The 14,099-nt window shown below is 62.5% G+C and carries 14 protein-coding genes and 1 pseudogene; 12 read left to right on the top strand and 3 right to left on the bottom strand.

The annotated features are described in order from the left end of the window. Positions 1–86: 86 nt before the first annotated feature. On the top strand, positions 87–905 hold the full coding sequence (dapB, locus tag ROG8370_RS10305) for a 4-hydroxy-tetrahydrodipicolinate reductase (protein ID WP_085827004.1): 819 nt from the start codon (positions 87–89) through the stop codon (positions 903–905). A gap of 62 nt (positions 906–967) precedes the next feature. Then, a complete protein-coding gene (locus ROG8370_RS10300) occupies positions 968–1,321 on the top strand; it encodes a dihydrodipicolinate reductase (RefSeq protein ID WP_085827003.1) in 354 nt (117 codons plus the stop codon). Positions 1,322–1,351: 30 nt separating this feature from the next. Here ROG8370_RS10300 and ROG8370_RS10295 read toward each other — a convergent pair whose 3' ends face one another. After that, complete coding sequence (locus tag ROG8370_RS10295) at positions 1,352–1,528, bottom strand: DUF1674 domain-containing protein (RefSeq protein ID WP_085827002.1); 177 nt, start codon at positions 1,526–1,528, stop codon at positions 1,352–1,354. Positions 1,529–1,595: 67 nt separating this feature from the next. Between ROG8370_RS10295 and ROG8370_RS10290 the strand changes: the two genes are divergently transcribed. The 7 genes from ROG8370_RS10290 (at position 1,596) to ROG8370_RS10260 (ending at position 10,130) form a co-directional block, all read left to right on the top strand. Beyond that, a complete protein-coding gene (locus tag ROG8370_RS10290) occupies positions 1,596–2,864 on the top strand; it encodes an RsmB/NOP family class I SAM-dependent RNA methyltransferase (RefSeq protein ID WP_085827001.1) in 1,269 nt (422 codons plus the stop codon). 102 nt (positions 2,865–2,966) lie between these two features. Beyond that, positions 2,967–4,709 carry a heparinase II/III family protein gene (locus ROG8370_RS10285; protein ID WP_085827000.1) on the top strand — a complete coding sequence of 581 codons (1,743 nt, stop codon included), beginning with the start codon at positions 2,967–2,969 and terminating at the stop codon, positions 4,707–4,709. Between the two features lie 33 nt (positions 4,710–4,742). Beyond that, on the top strand, positions 4,743–6,332 hold the full coding sequence (gene purH / locus ROG8370_RS10280; protein ID WP_085826999.1) for a bifunctional phosphoribosylaminoimidazolecarboxamide formyltransferase/IMP cyclohydrolase: 1,590 nt from the start codon (positions 4,743–4,745) through the stop codon (positions 6,330–6,332). A gap of 10 nt (positions 6,333–6,342) precedes the next feature. After that, positions 6,343–6,813 carry a signal peptidase II gene (lspA, locus tag ROG8370_RS10275; protein WP_085826998.1) on the top strand — a complete coding sequence of 157 codons (471 nt, stop codon included), beginning with the start codon at positions 6,343–6,345 and terminating at the stop codon, positions 6,811–6,813. A 51-nt stretch (positions 6,814–6,864) separates the two neighbouring features. Next, positions 6,865–7,392, top strand: coding sequence for a DUF3035 domain-containing protein (locus tag ROG8370_RS10270; RefSeq protein ID WP_085826997.1), 528 nt, complete (start codon positions 6,865–6,867; stop codon positions 7,390–7,392). Positions 7,393–7,488: 96 nt separating this feature from the next. After that, on the top strand, positions 7,489–8,820 hold the full coding sequence (locus tag ROG8370_RS10265; RefSeq protein ID WP_085826996.1) for a M16 family metallopeptidase: 1,332 nt from the start codon (positions 7,489–7,491) through the stop codon (positions 8,818–8,820). After that, positions 8,817–10,130, top strand: a complete 1,314-nt coding sequence (locus ROG8370_RS10260; protein WP_085826995.1) for a M16 family metallopeptidase — start codon at positions 8,817–8,819, stop codon at positions 10,128–10,130. Before ROG8370_RS10265 ends, ROG8370_RS10260 begins: the two co-directional genes overlap by 4 nt. A gap of 143 nt (positions 10,131–10,273) precedes the next feature. Here ROG8370_RS10260 and ROG8370_RS10255 read toward each other — a convergent pair whose 3' ends face one another. Then, on the bottom strand, positions 10,274–11,815 hold the full coding sequence (locus ROG8370_RS10255) for an alanine/glycine:cation symporter family protein (protein ID WP_085827052.1): 1,542 nt from the start codon (positions 11,813–11,815) through the stop codon (positions 10,274–10,276). A 27-nt stretch (positions 11,816–11,842) separates the two neighbouring features. After that, positions 11,843–12,277 (bottom strand): universal stress protein, encoded by a 435-nt coding sequence (locus ROG8370_RS10250; protein ID WP_085826994.1) that lies wholly within the window; start codon positions 12,275–12,277, stop codon positions 11,843–11,845. A 284-nt stretch (positions 12,278–12,561) separates the two neighbouring features. Here ROG8370_RS10250 and ROG8370_RS10245 point away from each other — a divergent pair, with 284 nt between their 5' ends. From ROG8370_RS10245 to ROG8370_RS21410, 3 genes and pseudogenes are all read left to right on the top strand, one after another. Continuing rightward, positions 12,562–12,981, top strand: a complete 420-nt coding sequence (locus ROG8370_RS10245; protein ID WP_085826993.1) for a protein tyrosine phosphatase family protein — start codon at positions 12,562–12,564, stop codon at positions 12,979–12,981. After that, a complete protein-coding gene (locus ROG8370_RS10240; RefSeq protein WP_085826992.1) occupies positions 12,978–13,703 on the top strand; it encodes a 2-dehydro-3-deoxygalactonokinase in 726 nt (241 codons plus the stop codon). The genes ROG8370_RS10245 and ROG8370_RS10240 overlap by 4 nt, the downstream gene beginning before the upstream one ends. A gap of 272 nt (positions 13,704–13,975) precedes the next feature. Further along, positions 13,976–14,099 (top strand): annotated as a pseudogene (locus ROG8370_RS21410) (IS110 family RNA-guided transposase); the annotation flags it as partial.

Below are 14,099 nucleotides of genomic sequence, written 5' to 3'. Positions count from 1 at the left end.
TCGCGGTCACGGGCAAAGACCGCCAACCACTTGCTGCGCTCACCCCTCCACGCTAAGAACGGGCAGCCGCGAAAAGGAGAGCTGACATGACCAACCTGCCGGGTATCGTGATCACCGGGGCCTCGGGCCGGATGGGCCAGATGCTGATCAACACCGTGCTGAACAGCAACAACGCCCGGCTTGTCGGCGCGCTTGAGCGGCCCGGTCACGACTGGATCGGTCGCGATCTTGGCGCGGCCATGGGTGGCGCCGAGATCGGTCTGAACGTCAGCGACGACCCGCTTGAAATGATCGCCCAGGCCCATGCTGTGATTGATTTCACGGCCCCCGCCGCGACCGTTGAATTCGCTACGCTCTGCGCCCAGGCCCGTTGTGTGCATGTGATCGGCACAACCGGGTTGAGCGAGGCCGACCTCAAGCACCTCAACGCCGCCGCGCGTCATGCGGTGGTGGTGCGGGCGGGCAACATGAGCCTCGGGGTCAACCTTTTGACGCAGCTCACGAAAAAGGTGGCCGCCGCTCTGGATGAGGATTTCGACATCGAGATCGTCGAGGCCCATCACAACCAAAAGGTCGATGCCCCCTCGGGCACGGCCCTGATGCTTGGCGAAGCCGCCGCCGAAGGGCGCGGCGTGGCGCTTGATAACGTGTCTGACCGGGGGCGTGACGGGATCACCGGCAAACGCGAGCGCGGTCACATCGGGTTTTCGGCCATTCGCGGCGGCGATATCGTGGGCGAACATGACGTTATCTTTGCCGCCACCGGCGAACGGATCGTTCTGCGCCATATCGCCACCGACCGGGCGGTGTTTGCCCGTGGCGCCCTCAGGGCTGCGCTTTGGGGACAGGGGCGAAAGCCCGGCGAATATGACATGCTGGATGTGCTGGGCCTGAGCGAAAACTGATCCAAAGGAGCCGACGGGTCGTAACTCTGAGTGAACCTCCACTCATGACAGGGTACCGTCCCATGCGTGCCATCCTTGCCCTTATCCTAAGCGTTTTCATCAGCACCCCGGCGATGGCCGAGGGGTTTGACCCGATCACCGAGCGCGACAGCTTTGTGTCTCTCATAGAGGGGCGCGACCTGACCCGCTTTGGCATTACCCTGACTGTCCGGCCCGACGGCCAGATCACGGGCCGCGCCTTTGGCCGCGACGTGACTGGCGCCTGGCGCTGGAGCAAGGGCTATTTCTGCCGTGATCTTTACTGGGGGGCGCGCGATCTCGGGCCGAATTGTCAGGCGGTCAAGGTGCAGGGCAGCACCCTGCGTTTTATCTCGGACCAAGGCAGCGGCCAATTTGCCGATCTTTATCTGCGCTAAAAGGCGAGGCCACGCTATCCCCGTTCGCGATCAGAAATCGACCGCGATGCCTTTTTTCTCCCAATCCCCATAGCGCACCGGCTCGGGGCCTTTGCGCCCGCCAAGCTCTTTGGGAAGCTCCATCTTTTCGGCCTGCTTGCGGCGCTCTTCGGCCTCGGCGAGGGCGCGTTGCGCGGCAGGCGGCAGGTCTGGCGTGTCTTCGGTCATGCTCGGGCTTCCTTTGTCGTGTTGCCCTTGATATACGCCGCCCCTAGCCCGCCGCCAAGGACATGCCATGAAAAATCCCCCCTCTTCTGCCCGCCGAAGCGCGGTTTACCTGCTGGATCAGGTTCTGGGCGAGGGCCGCCTGATGTCTGATCTGATCGCGGGCGGCGTTCTGGATCGTCTTGCACCGCCTGATCGCGCCCGCGCGCAGCGCCTTGCCAGCGACACCCTGCGCGGGCTTGATCGCGCTGACCGCCTGTTGGGTCGTCATCTGCGCAAAGCCCCGCCACTGGCGGTTCACAATATCCTGCGCCTTGCCACGGTCGAGCTTGCCCAGGGCGGCGAGCCGCATGGCGTGGTGAACGAGGCCGTCGCCATCATCTCCAACCACCCGCGCTATGGCCGTCACAAGGGGCTGGTCAACGCGGTGCTGCGCAAGACCGCCGAAGAGGCGCCGCGCTCGTGGAATGACCTGCGCCTGCCGCGCCTGCCGAAATGGTTGCGCGATCCGCTGGTAGAGGCCTGGGGCGGGGCCGCGGTCGGACAGATGGAAAAGGCGCATTTTGCCGGGGCTCCGCTTGACCTGACGCTCAAATCCGATGCCGAAGACTGCATCAAAGATCTCAACGGCACGCTCTTGCCCACCGGCACCCTGCGCCTTGGCGATCAGGGCCAGGTCTCGGCCCTGCCCGGCTTTGCCGAGGGGGCGTGGTGGGTGCAGGATGCCGCCGCCGCCCTGCCCGTCAAGGTGCTTGCGCCACAGCCGGGCGAGCGGGTGCTTGATCTTTGCGCCGCTCCGGGCGGCAAAACCCTGCAAATGGCGGCGGCGGGGGCCGATGTCACGGCGCTTGACCTGTCCGATAAACGCATGGCGCGGGTGCTTGAAAACCTGACCCGCACCGGTCTTTCGGCCAAATGTGTCGTGGGCGATGCGCTTGAGCACGAGGGCGGGCCCTATGACGCCATTCTGCTCGATGCACCCTGTTCGGCCACCGGCACGATCCGGCGTCACCCGGACCTGCCCCATGCCAAGGACGGCTCGGAATTCGGCGCGCTGATCGAGTTGCAGGCAGCGATGATCGACCATGCGCTGACCCTGTTGAAACCCGGCGGGCGGCTGGTGTTTTGCACCTGCTCGCTGTTGCCCGACGAGGGCGAATGCCAGGTCGACGAGGCGCTTGCGCGCCATCCCGGCCTTGTCACCGATCGCGACGCCCTTGAGCGCCCCGGCATCGACCCGACCTGGATCACGCCCGAGGGGGGATTGCGCCTGCGGCCGGATTACTGGCCCGATCTGGGCGGCATGGACGGGTTTTATATCGCCTGCCTGCGCCGATAAACGCCACAGGGGCCGCGCGCTGCAATCAAGCGGTGACTTGCGCGCGCGCCCGGTCTATATTGCCTGCATCAACGCCGCAAAGAGCGTCCAGAGGCACGGCATATGTCGAAACCCGAGAACCTGTCGGCGCGCTGGACGCGCCTTTTGAACCGTGTCGCGGCACGGCGTGCGGCGCTGAGCCGCCCGGCCACGGCCTTTCTGTCACAACCCGAACCGCGCACCATCGGCAGCTTTGCCCGAGGCCGCCAGCTTTGCGCCGGTAATTTCGTCTTTGCCGGTCGGCTTGTGGCCGCCCCCGAGACATCCATCTGGGATCTTAAGGTCAAGGATCCGTCCTTTGCCGATGAACAACACGGCTTTGGCTGGCTTGATGATCTGGCGGCGGTTGGCGACGGTGCCGCGCGGGCGCGGGCGCAGGATTGGCTCTGGGACTGGATCACGCGCTATGGCAACGGGCGCGGCCCCGGCTGGACGCCGGACCTGACCGGGCGGCGGCTTATTCGCTGGATCAACCACGCGCTCTTTATGCTGAGCGGATCACCCAATGATGCCTCGGTGCCGTTTTTGCGCTCGCTGGCGCAGCAAACCACCTTTCTGGCGCGCCGCTGGCAGAGTGCGAGCCCCGGCCTGCCCCGGTTCGAGGCGCTGACCGGGCTGATTTACGCAGGCCTCTCGCTTGAGGGGATGCAGGCGCATGTAGCCCCGGCGATGACCGCGCTGGCGCGCGAATGCGACAGCCAGATCGACGCGCAGGGCGGCTTGCCGACACGCAATCCCGAAGACCTGCTTGAGGTGTTCACCTTGCTGACCTGGGCCGCTGTCGCCCTCAGCGAATCAGGCCAAACCGCCGGTGAGGCCCATTGGCGCGCGATTGAACGGATCGCCCCGACCCTGCGCACGCTGCGCCATGCCGATGGTGGGCTGGCGCGGTTTCATGGCGGCGGGCGCGGGCTTGAGGGGCGGCTTGACAGCGCGCTTGCCACCAGCGGCGTCAAGGGGCGGCACGCCGACGGGCTTGCCATGGGATTTGCGCGGCTCAGCGCCGGGCGCACCAGTGTGATCATCGACGCAAGCCCGCCACCCACAGGGGCCGCCTCGGCCGGGGCGCATGCCTCGACACTGGCGTTCGAGCTGACCTCGGGGCGCAGGCCCCTGATCGTGAATTGCGGCTCGGGGCAGAGCTTTGGCCCCGAATGGCGGCGGGCCGGGCGCGCGACGCCATCGCATTCCACCCTTGTTCTCGCGGCCGGGTCGAGCGCGCGGCTCAGCAATGATCCGCGCCACAGTGACTGGCTTATCGAGGCGCCGCGCAAGGTGCCGGTTGAACTCTCGAAGGCCCCGGACGGGGTGCGGTTCGAGGGTGCGCATGACGGCTATCTGCGCAGTCACGGCCTGACGCATGTGCGTCGGCTTGAGCTTACCACCGACGGGCGCGGTCTTGCCGGTGAAGACATGCTTTTGGCGGTGGAGACCGGCGACCGGCGCCGGTTTGACCAGGTAATGGATCAGGTCCGCCTGCATGGCATCAATTTTGAGATCCGCTTTCATTTGCACCCGGATGTCGACGCCTCGGTCGATTTGGGGGGCGCGGCGGTCTCGCTTGCGCTGCGCAGCGGTGAAATATGGATCTTCCGCAACGACGGACGGGCCGCTTTGTCCTTGCAACCCAGTGTGTATCTTGAAAAAACGCGCCTCAAACCGCGTGCGACCAAACAGATCGTTCTCTCTGGCCGCGCGATGGAGTATGCGACCCCTATTAGATGGTCACTGGCAAAGGCGCAGGACACCCCGATTGGTATCCGCGATCTGACAGAAGATGCGCTTGAGCCGGCGACTGACGACTAACCTGGCAAACGCCAAACGCAGGACTGCCCTATCATGACCGATCTCGCGCCCGTCACCCGCGCCCTTCTTTCTGTTTCCGACAAGACCGGACTGGTCGATCTTGGACGTGCCCTTGCGGCGCGCGGGATCGAACTCTTGTCCACCGGCGGAAGCGCCAAGACCCTGCGCGAGGCGGGCCTCGCGGTGCGCGATGTGGCCGAGGTTACCGGCTTTCCCGAGATGATGGATGGCCGGGTCAAGACCCTGCACCCGATGGTGCATGGCGGCCTGTTGGCGCTGCGCGACAATGACGATCACAAGGCGGCGATGCAGGAGCACGGCATTGGCGCAATTGATCTGCTGGTGGTGAACCTCTATCCGTTCGAGGAAACCGTCGCCAAGGGCGCCGATTACGAGACCTGCATCGAGAATATCGACATTGGCGGCCCCGCGATGATCCGCGCGGCCGCCAAGAACCACGGTTTTGTCAACGTCGTGGTCGATGTCGAGGATTACGCGCCGCTTCTGGCAGAACTTGAGGCCCATGACGGGCAGACCTCCTATGGCTTCCGCCAGCGTCTGGCGCTGACCGCCTATGCGCGCACCGGGGCCTATGACGCCGCCGTGTCGACCTGGATGGGCGATGCCCTGGCAGAGGCCGCGCCGCGCCGTCGCGCCGTGGCCGGAAAGCTGGCGCAGACCCTGCGCTATGGCGAGAACCCGCATCAGGCAGCGGCATTCTATACCGATGGCAGCCTGCGCCCCGGTGTTGCCACCGCGACCCAGATCCAGGGCAAGGAACTGAGCTATAACAACATCAACGACACCGATGCGGCGTTCGAGCTTGTCAGTGAATTCGCCCCCGAAGCGGGCCCGGCCTGTGCGATCATCAAACATGCCAATCCCTGCGGCGTGTCGCGCGGCGAGACCCTGACGCAGGCCTATAGCCGCGCGTTTGATTGTGACCGCACCTCGGCCTTTGGCGGGATTATCGCTCTTAATCAGCCGCTTGACGGGGCCACCGCCGAAGAGATCAGCCAGATTTTCACTGAAGTCGTGATCGCGCCCGGCGCCGATGCCGATGCTATGAGTATTTTTGCCAAGAAGAAGAACCTGCGGCTTTTGGTGACCGAGGGCCTTGCCGATCCGCGACAGGCGGCACGGACCTGGAGGCAGGTCTCGGGCGGGTATCTTGTGCAAGACAAGGACAACGGGCATATCACAGCGGATGACCTTAAGGTCGTGACCAAGCGCGCGCCGAGCGATCAGGAAATGGCGGATATGCTGTTTGCCTGGAAAGTTGCCAAGCACGTGAAATCCAATGCCATCGTTTACGTCAAGGATGGCGCCACCGTCGGTGTGGGGGCCGGGCAGATGAGCCGCGTTGACAGTTGCCGCATTGCCGCGCGCAAGGCGCAGGACATGGCAGAGGCGCTTGGCCTGCCCGCGCCGCTGACTAAGGGCAGTGTCGTGGCTTCGGATGCGTTCTTTCCCTTTGCCGACGGGTTGCTGACCGCCGCTGAGGCCGGGGCCACGGCCGTGATCCATCCCGGCGGCTCGATGCGCGATGACGAGGTGATCGCCGCGGCAGACGAGGCGGGCCTTGCCATGGTGTTGACCGGCATGCGCCATTTCCGTCACTAGGGGCCCCGCCATGCGCATCGTCTTTTGGACCGGGTTTTGGGTTTTCCTGCTTGATCAGGCCAGCAAGTATCTTGTTGTCCATACCCTGAGCCTGCGCCAGCTGGGTGCGATTGACGTCTGGCCGCCGCTCTTCAACCTGCGCATGGCCTGGAATTACGGGATCAATTTCGGCCTGATGGCGGGGGATAATCCGCTGACGCGGTGGGTTCTGATCGCCGTGGCCCTCGTGATTTCCAGCGCCGTCTTGTGGTGGGTCCATACCGACCCGGCAGGCCGCTGGCAAAAAATCGCCGCCGGTCTTCTGGTCGGCGGGGCGCTTGGCAATGTGATTGACCGGCTGATCTATGGCGCGGTGGCGGATTTCATCAACGTTTCGTGCTGTGGCATCGACAATCCGTTTGCCTTCAATATCGCCGATATCGCGGTTTTCATCGGCGCATTTGGCATGGTACTGTTGCCTTCGGGCAAAAAGCCCTCGTGACCTTGGCGCAGCTATGCGATAAGGCTGTTCGAAAGTTGCAGGAGAGTGGCGATGGCGATGCCGCATAAAACAGTTTTGGCGCTTCTTGTGGCAACCGTGCTTGCGGGCTGCGGCGGTCGTGATGATGTGACGTTGACCCGCATTCGCCATACCGGGAACGGACCGGACGAGTTTTCGATCATACCGGGCAAGCCCTTGCAGGCACCCGAAGATTACGCCAGCCTGCCGAGCCCCACCCCCGGCGGCGCCAACCGCACCGACCAGAACCCGCTGGCCGATGGCGTGGCGGCCCTTGGCGGCAACCCCGCCGCACTGACCGCTGGTGCGCCGAGCGCCCGCGATGGCGCGCTGGTCAATCATGCCAGTCGCTATGGCGCGACGGCAGATATCCGCCAGACTCTTGCCGAAGAGGACAAGGACGTCCGCCGCCGCCATGGCCGCGTGAACATCCTGCGCATCACGGCAAGTGACGATTACACAAACTCCTACAAACGCCAGTGGCTTGATGCCTACGCAGAAGAGCGCCGCCTGCGCCGCAATGGCATCGTCACCCCGTCAAGCCCGCCGCCGCCGAAATAAACCGCTCGGGGCGCTGACGATCCCGTCAGAGCGCTTGAAACATCGAAGCTAAAGCGTATCTATTGTCAGACGCCCAGCATGGACCGGAGACACTATATGCGTAGCCTTTTTGCCAGTTTTCTGCTTGCCATCGCCCCTCTTGCGCCCGCCATGGCCGAGGATCAGGTGACAACCTTTGCCCTTGAGAACGGGCTTGAGGTGGTGGTGATCGAAGACCACCGCGCGCCGGTCGTCACGCAAATGGTATGGTATCGCGCCGGATCAGCGGATGAACCACCGGGCGCCTCGGGCGTGGCGCATTTTCTCGAACACCTGCTGTTCAAGGGCACCGAAACGATAGAGCCGGGCGAGTTTTCGGCCACCGTGGCGCGCAATGGCGGCTCTGACAACGCCTTTACCAGCTATGATTACACCGCCTATTTTCAGCGCATCGCGGCCGACCGCCTTGAATTGATGATGCGGATGGAAAGCGACCGCATGGTCAATCTGCAACTGGGTGAAGGCGACATCGCCACCGAGCGTGATGTGATCATCGAGGAACGCAATCAACGGGTGGAAAACAATCCCTCGGCCCTGTTTCGCGAGCAAAAGAATGCGGTTCAGTACCTGAACCACCACTACGGCGTGCCGATCATCGGCTGGCAGCATGAAATGCATGATCTGGGGCTTGAGGATGCGCTTGCCTATTATCGCACCTTTTACGCGCCCAATAATGCCATTCTGGTGGTTGCGGGCGATGTCACCCCCGAGGATGTGCGCCAGCTCGCCGAGACCTATTATGGCCCGATCCCGGCCAATCCCGACCTGCCCGAGCGGGTGCGCCCCCAAGAGCCGCGCCAGATGGCCGAGCGGCGTATGACCTTTCGCGACGACCGGGTGGCACAACCCTATGTGAGCCGCTCCTATATTGCGCCGGAACGCGACAGCGGCGCACAGGAAGAGGCGGCCGCGCTTACCCTTCTGGCCGAAATCCTTGGCGGCGGAAGCACCTCCGTGCTGACCCAGAAACTTCAGTTTGACAGCCGCATCGCGGTGCAGACCGGGGTATATTATTCGGGGCTTTCGCTTGATGATACCACCTTTAGCCTTGTGGTCGTGCCCGCAGCGGGTGTGACCCTTGAACAGGCCGAGGCGGCGATGGATGACGTTTTGACCACCTTCCTTGAAACCGGCATTGATCCCGATCAGCTTGAGCGGATCAAGATGCAGGTGCGCGCCTCGGAAATCTATGCGCGCGACGATGTCGGCGGGCTTGCCAATCGCTATGGCCGCGCCCTGGCACAGGGGTTGAGCGTGGCCGATGTTCAGGCCTGGCCCGAGATTCTGCAAAATACCACAGAGGACGATATCATGGCCGCTGCTCGCAAGGTTTTTGATCGTAACACATCCGTCACCGGATGGCTTATGGCGCCGGAGGTGACCCAATGATCCGCTTTGTGCTTGCCGTGGTGATGCTTCTCGCCGCCCTGCCCGCACGGGCCGGGGTCGAGGTGCAGGAGCTGACCACCCCCGGCGGGCTCGAGGCCTGGCTGGTCGAAGATCATTCGATTCCCTTCGTGGCGCTTGAGCTTCGCTTTCGCGGGGGCGGATCACTGGATGCGCCGGGCAAACGCGGTGCGACGAACCTTATGGTCGGGCTGCTTGAAGAAGGCGCCGGGAATCTGGATGCGCAGGGCTTCGCACGCGCGACCGAATCTCTTGCCGCGAATTTCAGCTATGGCGTCAGCGATGACGCCGTCAGCATCTCGGCCCATTTTCTGACCGAGAACCGCGATCAGGCGATGACGCTCTTGCGCGCGAGCCTGCTTGAGACCCGCTTTGACCCCGATGCGATTGAACGGGTGCGTGCGCAGATCACCTCGATCATTCAATCAAGCCAGAAAGACCCGCGCGATCTTGTGGGGATGTCGTTTGACGCATTGGTGTACGGCGATCACCCCTATGCAACCTCGCTTAACGGCACGCTTGAAAGTGTCGCGGCGCTGACCCGCGAGGATATCCTTGCCGCACAGCGCGCGGCCATGGCCCGCGATCGGCTTTATATCAGCGCGGTGGGCGATATCACCGGCGATGAGCTGTCGGCGCTGCTTGACGACCTGCTGGGCAATCTGCCCGCCATTGGCGCGCCGCTCGCGGGCGAGGCCACGCTCAACCTGCCCGGTGGGGTCAAGGTTGTCGACTTTGACACGCCGCAATCCATCGCCGCCTTTGCCCAACCGGGCATTGATCGCGATCACCCCGATTTCTTTGCCGCCTATCTGCTGAATCACATCCTTGGGGGTGGGTCGTTTGAAAGTCGGCTGATGAATGAGGTGCGCGAAAAGCGCGGGCTGACATACGGGGTTTATTCCTACCTCTTGGACAAGGACGGTGCCGCGCTCTGGATGGGATCCGTGGCCTCGGCCAATGATCGCGTCGCCGAGGCCATGTCGGTCATTCGCGATGAATGGGCCAAGATCCGCGAAGAGGGCGTCACCGAGGCAGAGTTGCAGGATGCCAAGACCTATCTGACCGGGGCCTATCCGCTTCGGTTCGAGGGCAACGGCCCGATTGCCGATATCGCCGTGGGGATGCAGATGGAAGGACTGCCGACCGATTACATCACCACCCGCAACGACAAGTTGAATGCCGTCACGCTTGACGACGTGAACCGCGTCGCGCGCGATCTGCTTGATCCGGCAAAGCTTACATTCGTGGTGGTGGGCAAACCAGAGGGCATTGAGAGCACGATCAATTGATGCGGGGGTGGATGTCGGGGCGCGTGGGTTTCACCCACCCTACGAGGCCCCTCTGAGCCCCGCCTTGCGATCCACGTAAAAAGGGCCGGTGCATAACGCACCGGCCCTTTCCTTTTGCTCAAATCCAAAGGGCGACCCTTTGGTTACTCGAACTTCTTGATCTCACCCGATTTCAGGCGGCTGACATAGCTGTTCAGCTCGCGCTTGACGATCGGCATCAGGGCATACAAGCCGATGATATTGACCACCGCCATCGCAAAGATCGCCGCATCCGAGAAGTCGATCACCGGCCCAAGATTGGCCGCCGCACCGATCACCACGAAGACGCAGAAGATCACCTTGAACACCAGTTCCGTGGTCTCGCCTTCCCCGAACAGATAGGTCCAGGCCTTGAGGCCATAATAGGACCAGCTGATCATGGTCGAGAAGGCAAACAGAACCACCGCAATCGCCAGAACGAAGGGGAACCAGCTGATCGCGCTGCCAAAGGCCGCCGAGGTCAGGCCAACGCCCGAGGTGCCGCCAACGGTCTGAATCGCCGTGCCGGCCTCATTCAGCAGGTAATTGCCATCCGGGCCCGCCACCAGCTGACCGGTGATGATGATCACAAGCGCCGTCATGGTACAGATCACAACGGTGTCGATGAACGGCTCAAGAAGCGACACATAGCCCTCGGTGATCGGCTCTTTGGTGCGCACCGCAGAGTGCGCAATCGCCGCCGAGCCAACGCCGGCTTCGTTCGAAAACGCCGCCCGCTTGAAGCCCTGGATCAGCGCGCCAACCATACCGCCGGCAACGCCAAGCCCGGTAAAGGCGCCGGCAAAGATCTGGCCAAAGGCCCACCCGATTTGATCCGCGTTCATCAGGATGATGATCAAGGCGGTGCCGACGTAAAGGATGCCCATGAACGGCACGACCTTTTCGGTCACCTTTGCAATGGACTTGAGGCCGCCGACGATCACCGCAAAGACCACGACCGCAAAGACCACTCCGGTGATCCAACCCGGATACGCGCCCACGATGCCCGAAATCTGCTGATGCGCCTGATTGGCCTGGAACATGTTGCCCCCGCCAAGTGCGCCCAGAATACAGAAGATCGAGAACAGCACCGCAAGCACTTTGCCGCCCGGAAGACCGCGCTCGGCAAAGCCCTTGGTCAGGTAATACATCGGACCACCCGACACCCGGCCATCGGGATATTCATTGCGGTATTTCACACCAAGCGTACATTCGGTGAATTTTGACGCCATCCCCATCAGACCCGCAAGGATCATCCAGAACGTCGCCCCCGGCCCGCCGATACTCACGGCAACCGCCACACCGGCGATGTTGCCAAGACCCACCGTGCCCGAAAGCGCGGTCGCAAGCGCCTGAAAGTGGCTGACCTCGCCGGCGTCATTGGGATCGGAGTAATCACCCTTCACCAAGGCAATCGAATGCCCGATCGCGCGAAACTGGACAAAGCCGAAGTAGAGCGTGAACACGGTCGCGCCAACCACAAGCCAGGCCACGATCCACGGAAAGGAGGTGCCCGGAAAGTTCGAGAAGATAAGGTTCACAAACCAGCCCGTCGAGCTGGCGAAGATCTGATTGACCTTTTCGTCAACCGATTGCGCATAAGCCGGCGCGCTGGCCATCAATAGCCCGGCTGCGGCAATTGCCGCATTGAAATTCTTTCGATGCATATGATTCATCCCTGTCAGAATTCTTATTTATGGAACGATGGTGCACGGCACTGGCGCCGCTTGCACAAGTGCGCCAGCAACCGAGCCGAACACCCGCGCACCAAGGGCGGAATGCCCGCTGCGCCCGATCACGATCTGAATCGCACCGCAATCCTTTGCGATCTTCGCCAGAAGCTCCGGGATATTGCCGTATTTGATCACGGTCTCAACCGTCACGCCCTTGTCGCGCAGGTCTTTTACGACGGTCGTCATGATCGCTGTTTCTGCGCGGTGAAGCTCTTCCTCGCGCCGCTTGTGACGCTCTTCGAGCTCGTTTGGCGTCAGAAACGAATATGGCGACCACTCCAGCACGTGAGCCAGAACAATCGTTCCTCCCTGGGCTTGCGAGCGGTCCACCGCAAACTCAAGCGCGCGCTGCGATGACGCGCTGCCGTCGTAGCCGACGACGAATTTTCCAGACATGTTGGGTACTCCCTCTTCCTTGAAAAACGGGCCCTCTTGGCGGGACCCGATACATCACTCTACCAGAGGTTTCTTTTTTGTTTTTCCCGAAATCTCTGGATTCATGACGCAATCGCCTCAAATTTCCTCGAGTTTTGGTGAGAAATGCAAAAATATTCGCATTTCACAGACCACGCCCCCGGCACCTCTCCCGTCGCAGCCCGCGACACGGCGCGCTGTCGGCCCATTGAACTTGGCGCCTTTTTCCCGCATATGCTGGACAAAACAGCGGCAAGGAGGGCCCGATGGACCTGCGCAAGATCACCGATGATTTCTCTGTCTCCCCGCAAATCGAATGCGAGGATGTGGCCGACATCGCCGAGGCCGGGTTTCGCTCGATCCTGTGCAACCGGCCCGACGGCGAAGAATTTGGCCAATGCGCCTATGATGCGGTGGCCGAGGCGGCACAGGCGGCCGGTCTTGCCGTGCGCTCGGTGCCGATCGTATCCGGCATGCTGTCAGAGGCTGACCTTGCAGCGTTTCGCGCGGCGCTTGATGAACTGCCAAAACCGATCCTCGCCTATTGCCGAAGCGGCACGCGCTGCACCATGCTCTGGAGCATGACGAGCTTCGGCGATCTGGACGCCGATGAGATCGTCAAGGCAACCTCGGCGGCGGGCTATGACATGTCCGGCCTCATGCGCCAGATGCAACAAGCACGATGACCGATTGGGCCGTTATCGGTCATGACGGGCAAGCTCACCGGGCCTTTGCCATGTCCGGCCCAAAGGTGACGCATCAAAGCTCTGGCGCGGATGAGGCGGCGGCACTTGCCGGGCTTGGGGCCACGGCACGGCTCTACCGAATTGGCGAGGGGCGGCCCGATGCCCTGCCCTGCCCGCTCTTGCCCGGCCCCGGCCGCGGGCTTGCCGGGCTGACGCAGGATCAGCCTGCGGATGTTATCGACGGCTGGGTGCGGCTGATCCTCATGGGCTTTGCCGCGCGTCATCCCAATTGGGATGGGGTCGCCTGCGTTCTGTCCCAAACCCTGAGCCATTGGGTGCACCTGAGCGCAGATGAGGCCGTGAGCTGTCAAAGCTTCCTGACCCCGATGCTGGCCTCGGCCCTTGGCGCCGCGATGCCACCCGACAGCGCCGCGATTTCCGATAGTCTAAGCCGCCCTGAACGTCTGGCCGCGCATCTGCGCAGCGCGCAGGTCAGCGCCACCCCCGGCGCATTGAGCGGGCACCTGCTCGGCGCCGAACTTGCCGCCGCACGGCCCTATTGGCTGGGTCAGAGCGTGGCCCTCATCGCCCCTGACGCGGGCGCCTCGGGATATGGCGACGCCCTCAAGGCACAGGGCGTGCCGGTCGCGCAGCATGATCCCGAAACCCTTTTGCCCGACGCGCTTGCGGCCCTCGCAGGGGTCTTGGGCTTTACCGACTAGAGCATGTCGCGTTCACTCAAAATTCACGCGACATACTCCAAGGTATTGATGTCGCATGTTCGAGAACCTCAAAACCGGTGCCCACTTTTGAGCAACATGCTCTAAGCCCTTTCATCGTTCCAAAAATACTGAACCACTACCGGCTGGCGCCGGTAGGATCAGCGATGTGCTGTTCCAGGTACTGAAGATGGGGTGGTTGCCGCCCTCCCCTGACGGCATCGCAATGTGCCAAGATGGTGGTCTGTAGACCATCTAACGGAGAGGACGGCAAAATGAAGGATACAATGATTGGTGTAGATCTGGCGAAGAGTATTTTCCAGGTTCACGGGGCATTGCTGTCGGGGAAGGAACAATTCCGCAAAAAACTGACACGGCCCCAGTTCTGGAAATTCATGT

Origin of the sequence: Roseovarius gaetbuli (assembly GCF_900172365.1) — a bacterium.
Classification (GTDB): Bacteria; Pseudomonadota; Alphaproteobacteria; order Rhodobacterales; family Rhodobacteraceae; genus Roseovarius; species Roseovarius gaetbuli.
The sequence above is the reverse complement of the archived record's forward strand: the minus strand, read 5'-3'. Positions and strand labels throughout refer to the sequence as shown.

What these genes read in the sequence shown, in the direction of transcription:
- dapB (WP_085827004.1), top strand. Translation starts at nt 87, where the DNA reads ATGACCAACCTGCCGGGTATCGTGATCACCGGGGCCTCGGGCCGGATG.
- ROG8370_RS10300 (WP_085827003.1), top strand. Translation starts at nt 968, where the DNA reads ATGCGTGCCATCCTTGCCCTTATCCTAAGCGTTTTCATCAGCACCCCG.
- ROG8370_RS10295 (WP_085827002.1), bottom strand. Translation starts at nt 1,528, where the DNA reads ATGACCGAAGACACGCCAGACCTGCCGCCTGCCGCGCAACGCGCCCTC.
- ROG8370_RS10290 (WP_085827001.1), top strand. Translation starts at nt 1,596, where the DNA reads ATGAAAAATCCCCCCTCTTCTGCCCGCCGAAGCGCGGTTTACCTGCTG.
- ROG8370_RS10285 (WP_085827000.1), top strand. Translation starts at nt 2,967, where the DNA reads ATGTCGAAACCCGAGAACCTGTCGGCGCGCTGGACGCGCCTTTTGAAC.
- purH (WP_085826999.1), top strand. Translation starts at nt 4,743, where the DNA reads ATGACCGATCTCGCGCCCGTCACCCGCGCCCTTCTTTCTGTTTCCGAC.
- lspA (WP_085826998.1), top strand. Translation starts at nt 6,343, where the DNA reads ATGCGCATCGTCTTTTGGACCGGGTTTTGGGTTTTCCTGCTTGATCAG.
- ROG8370_RS10270 (WP_085826997.1), top strand. Translation starts at nt 6,865, where the DNA reads ATGGCGATGCCGCATAAAACAGTTTTGGCGCTTCTTGTGGCAACCGTG.
- ROG8370_RS10265 (WP_085826996.1), top strand. Translation starts at nt 7,489, where the DNA reads ATGCGTAGCCTTTTTGCCAGTTTTCTGCTTGCCATCGCCCCTCTTGCG.
- ROG8370_RS10260 (WP_085826995.1), top strand. Translation starts at nt 8,817, where the DNA reads ATGATCCGCTTTGTGCTTGCCGTGGTGATGCTTCTCGCCGCCCTGCCC.
- ROG8370_RS10255 (WP_085827052.1), bottom strand. Translation starts at nt 11,815, where the DNA reads ATGCATCGAAAGAATTTCAATGCGGCAATTGCCGCAGCCGGGCTATTG.
- ROG8370_RS10250 (WP_085826994.1), bottom strand. Translation starts at nt 12,277, where the DNA reads ATGTCTGGAAAATTCGTCGTCGGCTACGACGGCAGCGCGTCATCGCAG.
- ROG8370_RS10245 (WP_085826993.1), top strand. Translation starts at nt 12,562, where the DNA reads ATGGACCTGCGCAAGATCACCGATGATTTCTCTGTCTCCCCGCAAATC.
- ROG8370_RS10240 (WP_085826992.1), top strand. Translation starts at nt 12,978, where the DNA reads ATGACCGATTGGGCCGTTATCGGTCATGACGGGCAAGCTCACCGGGCC.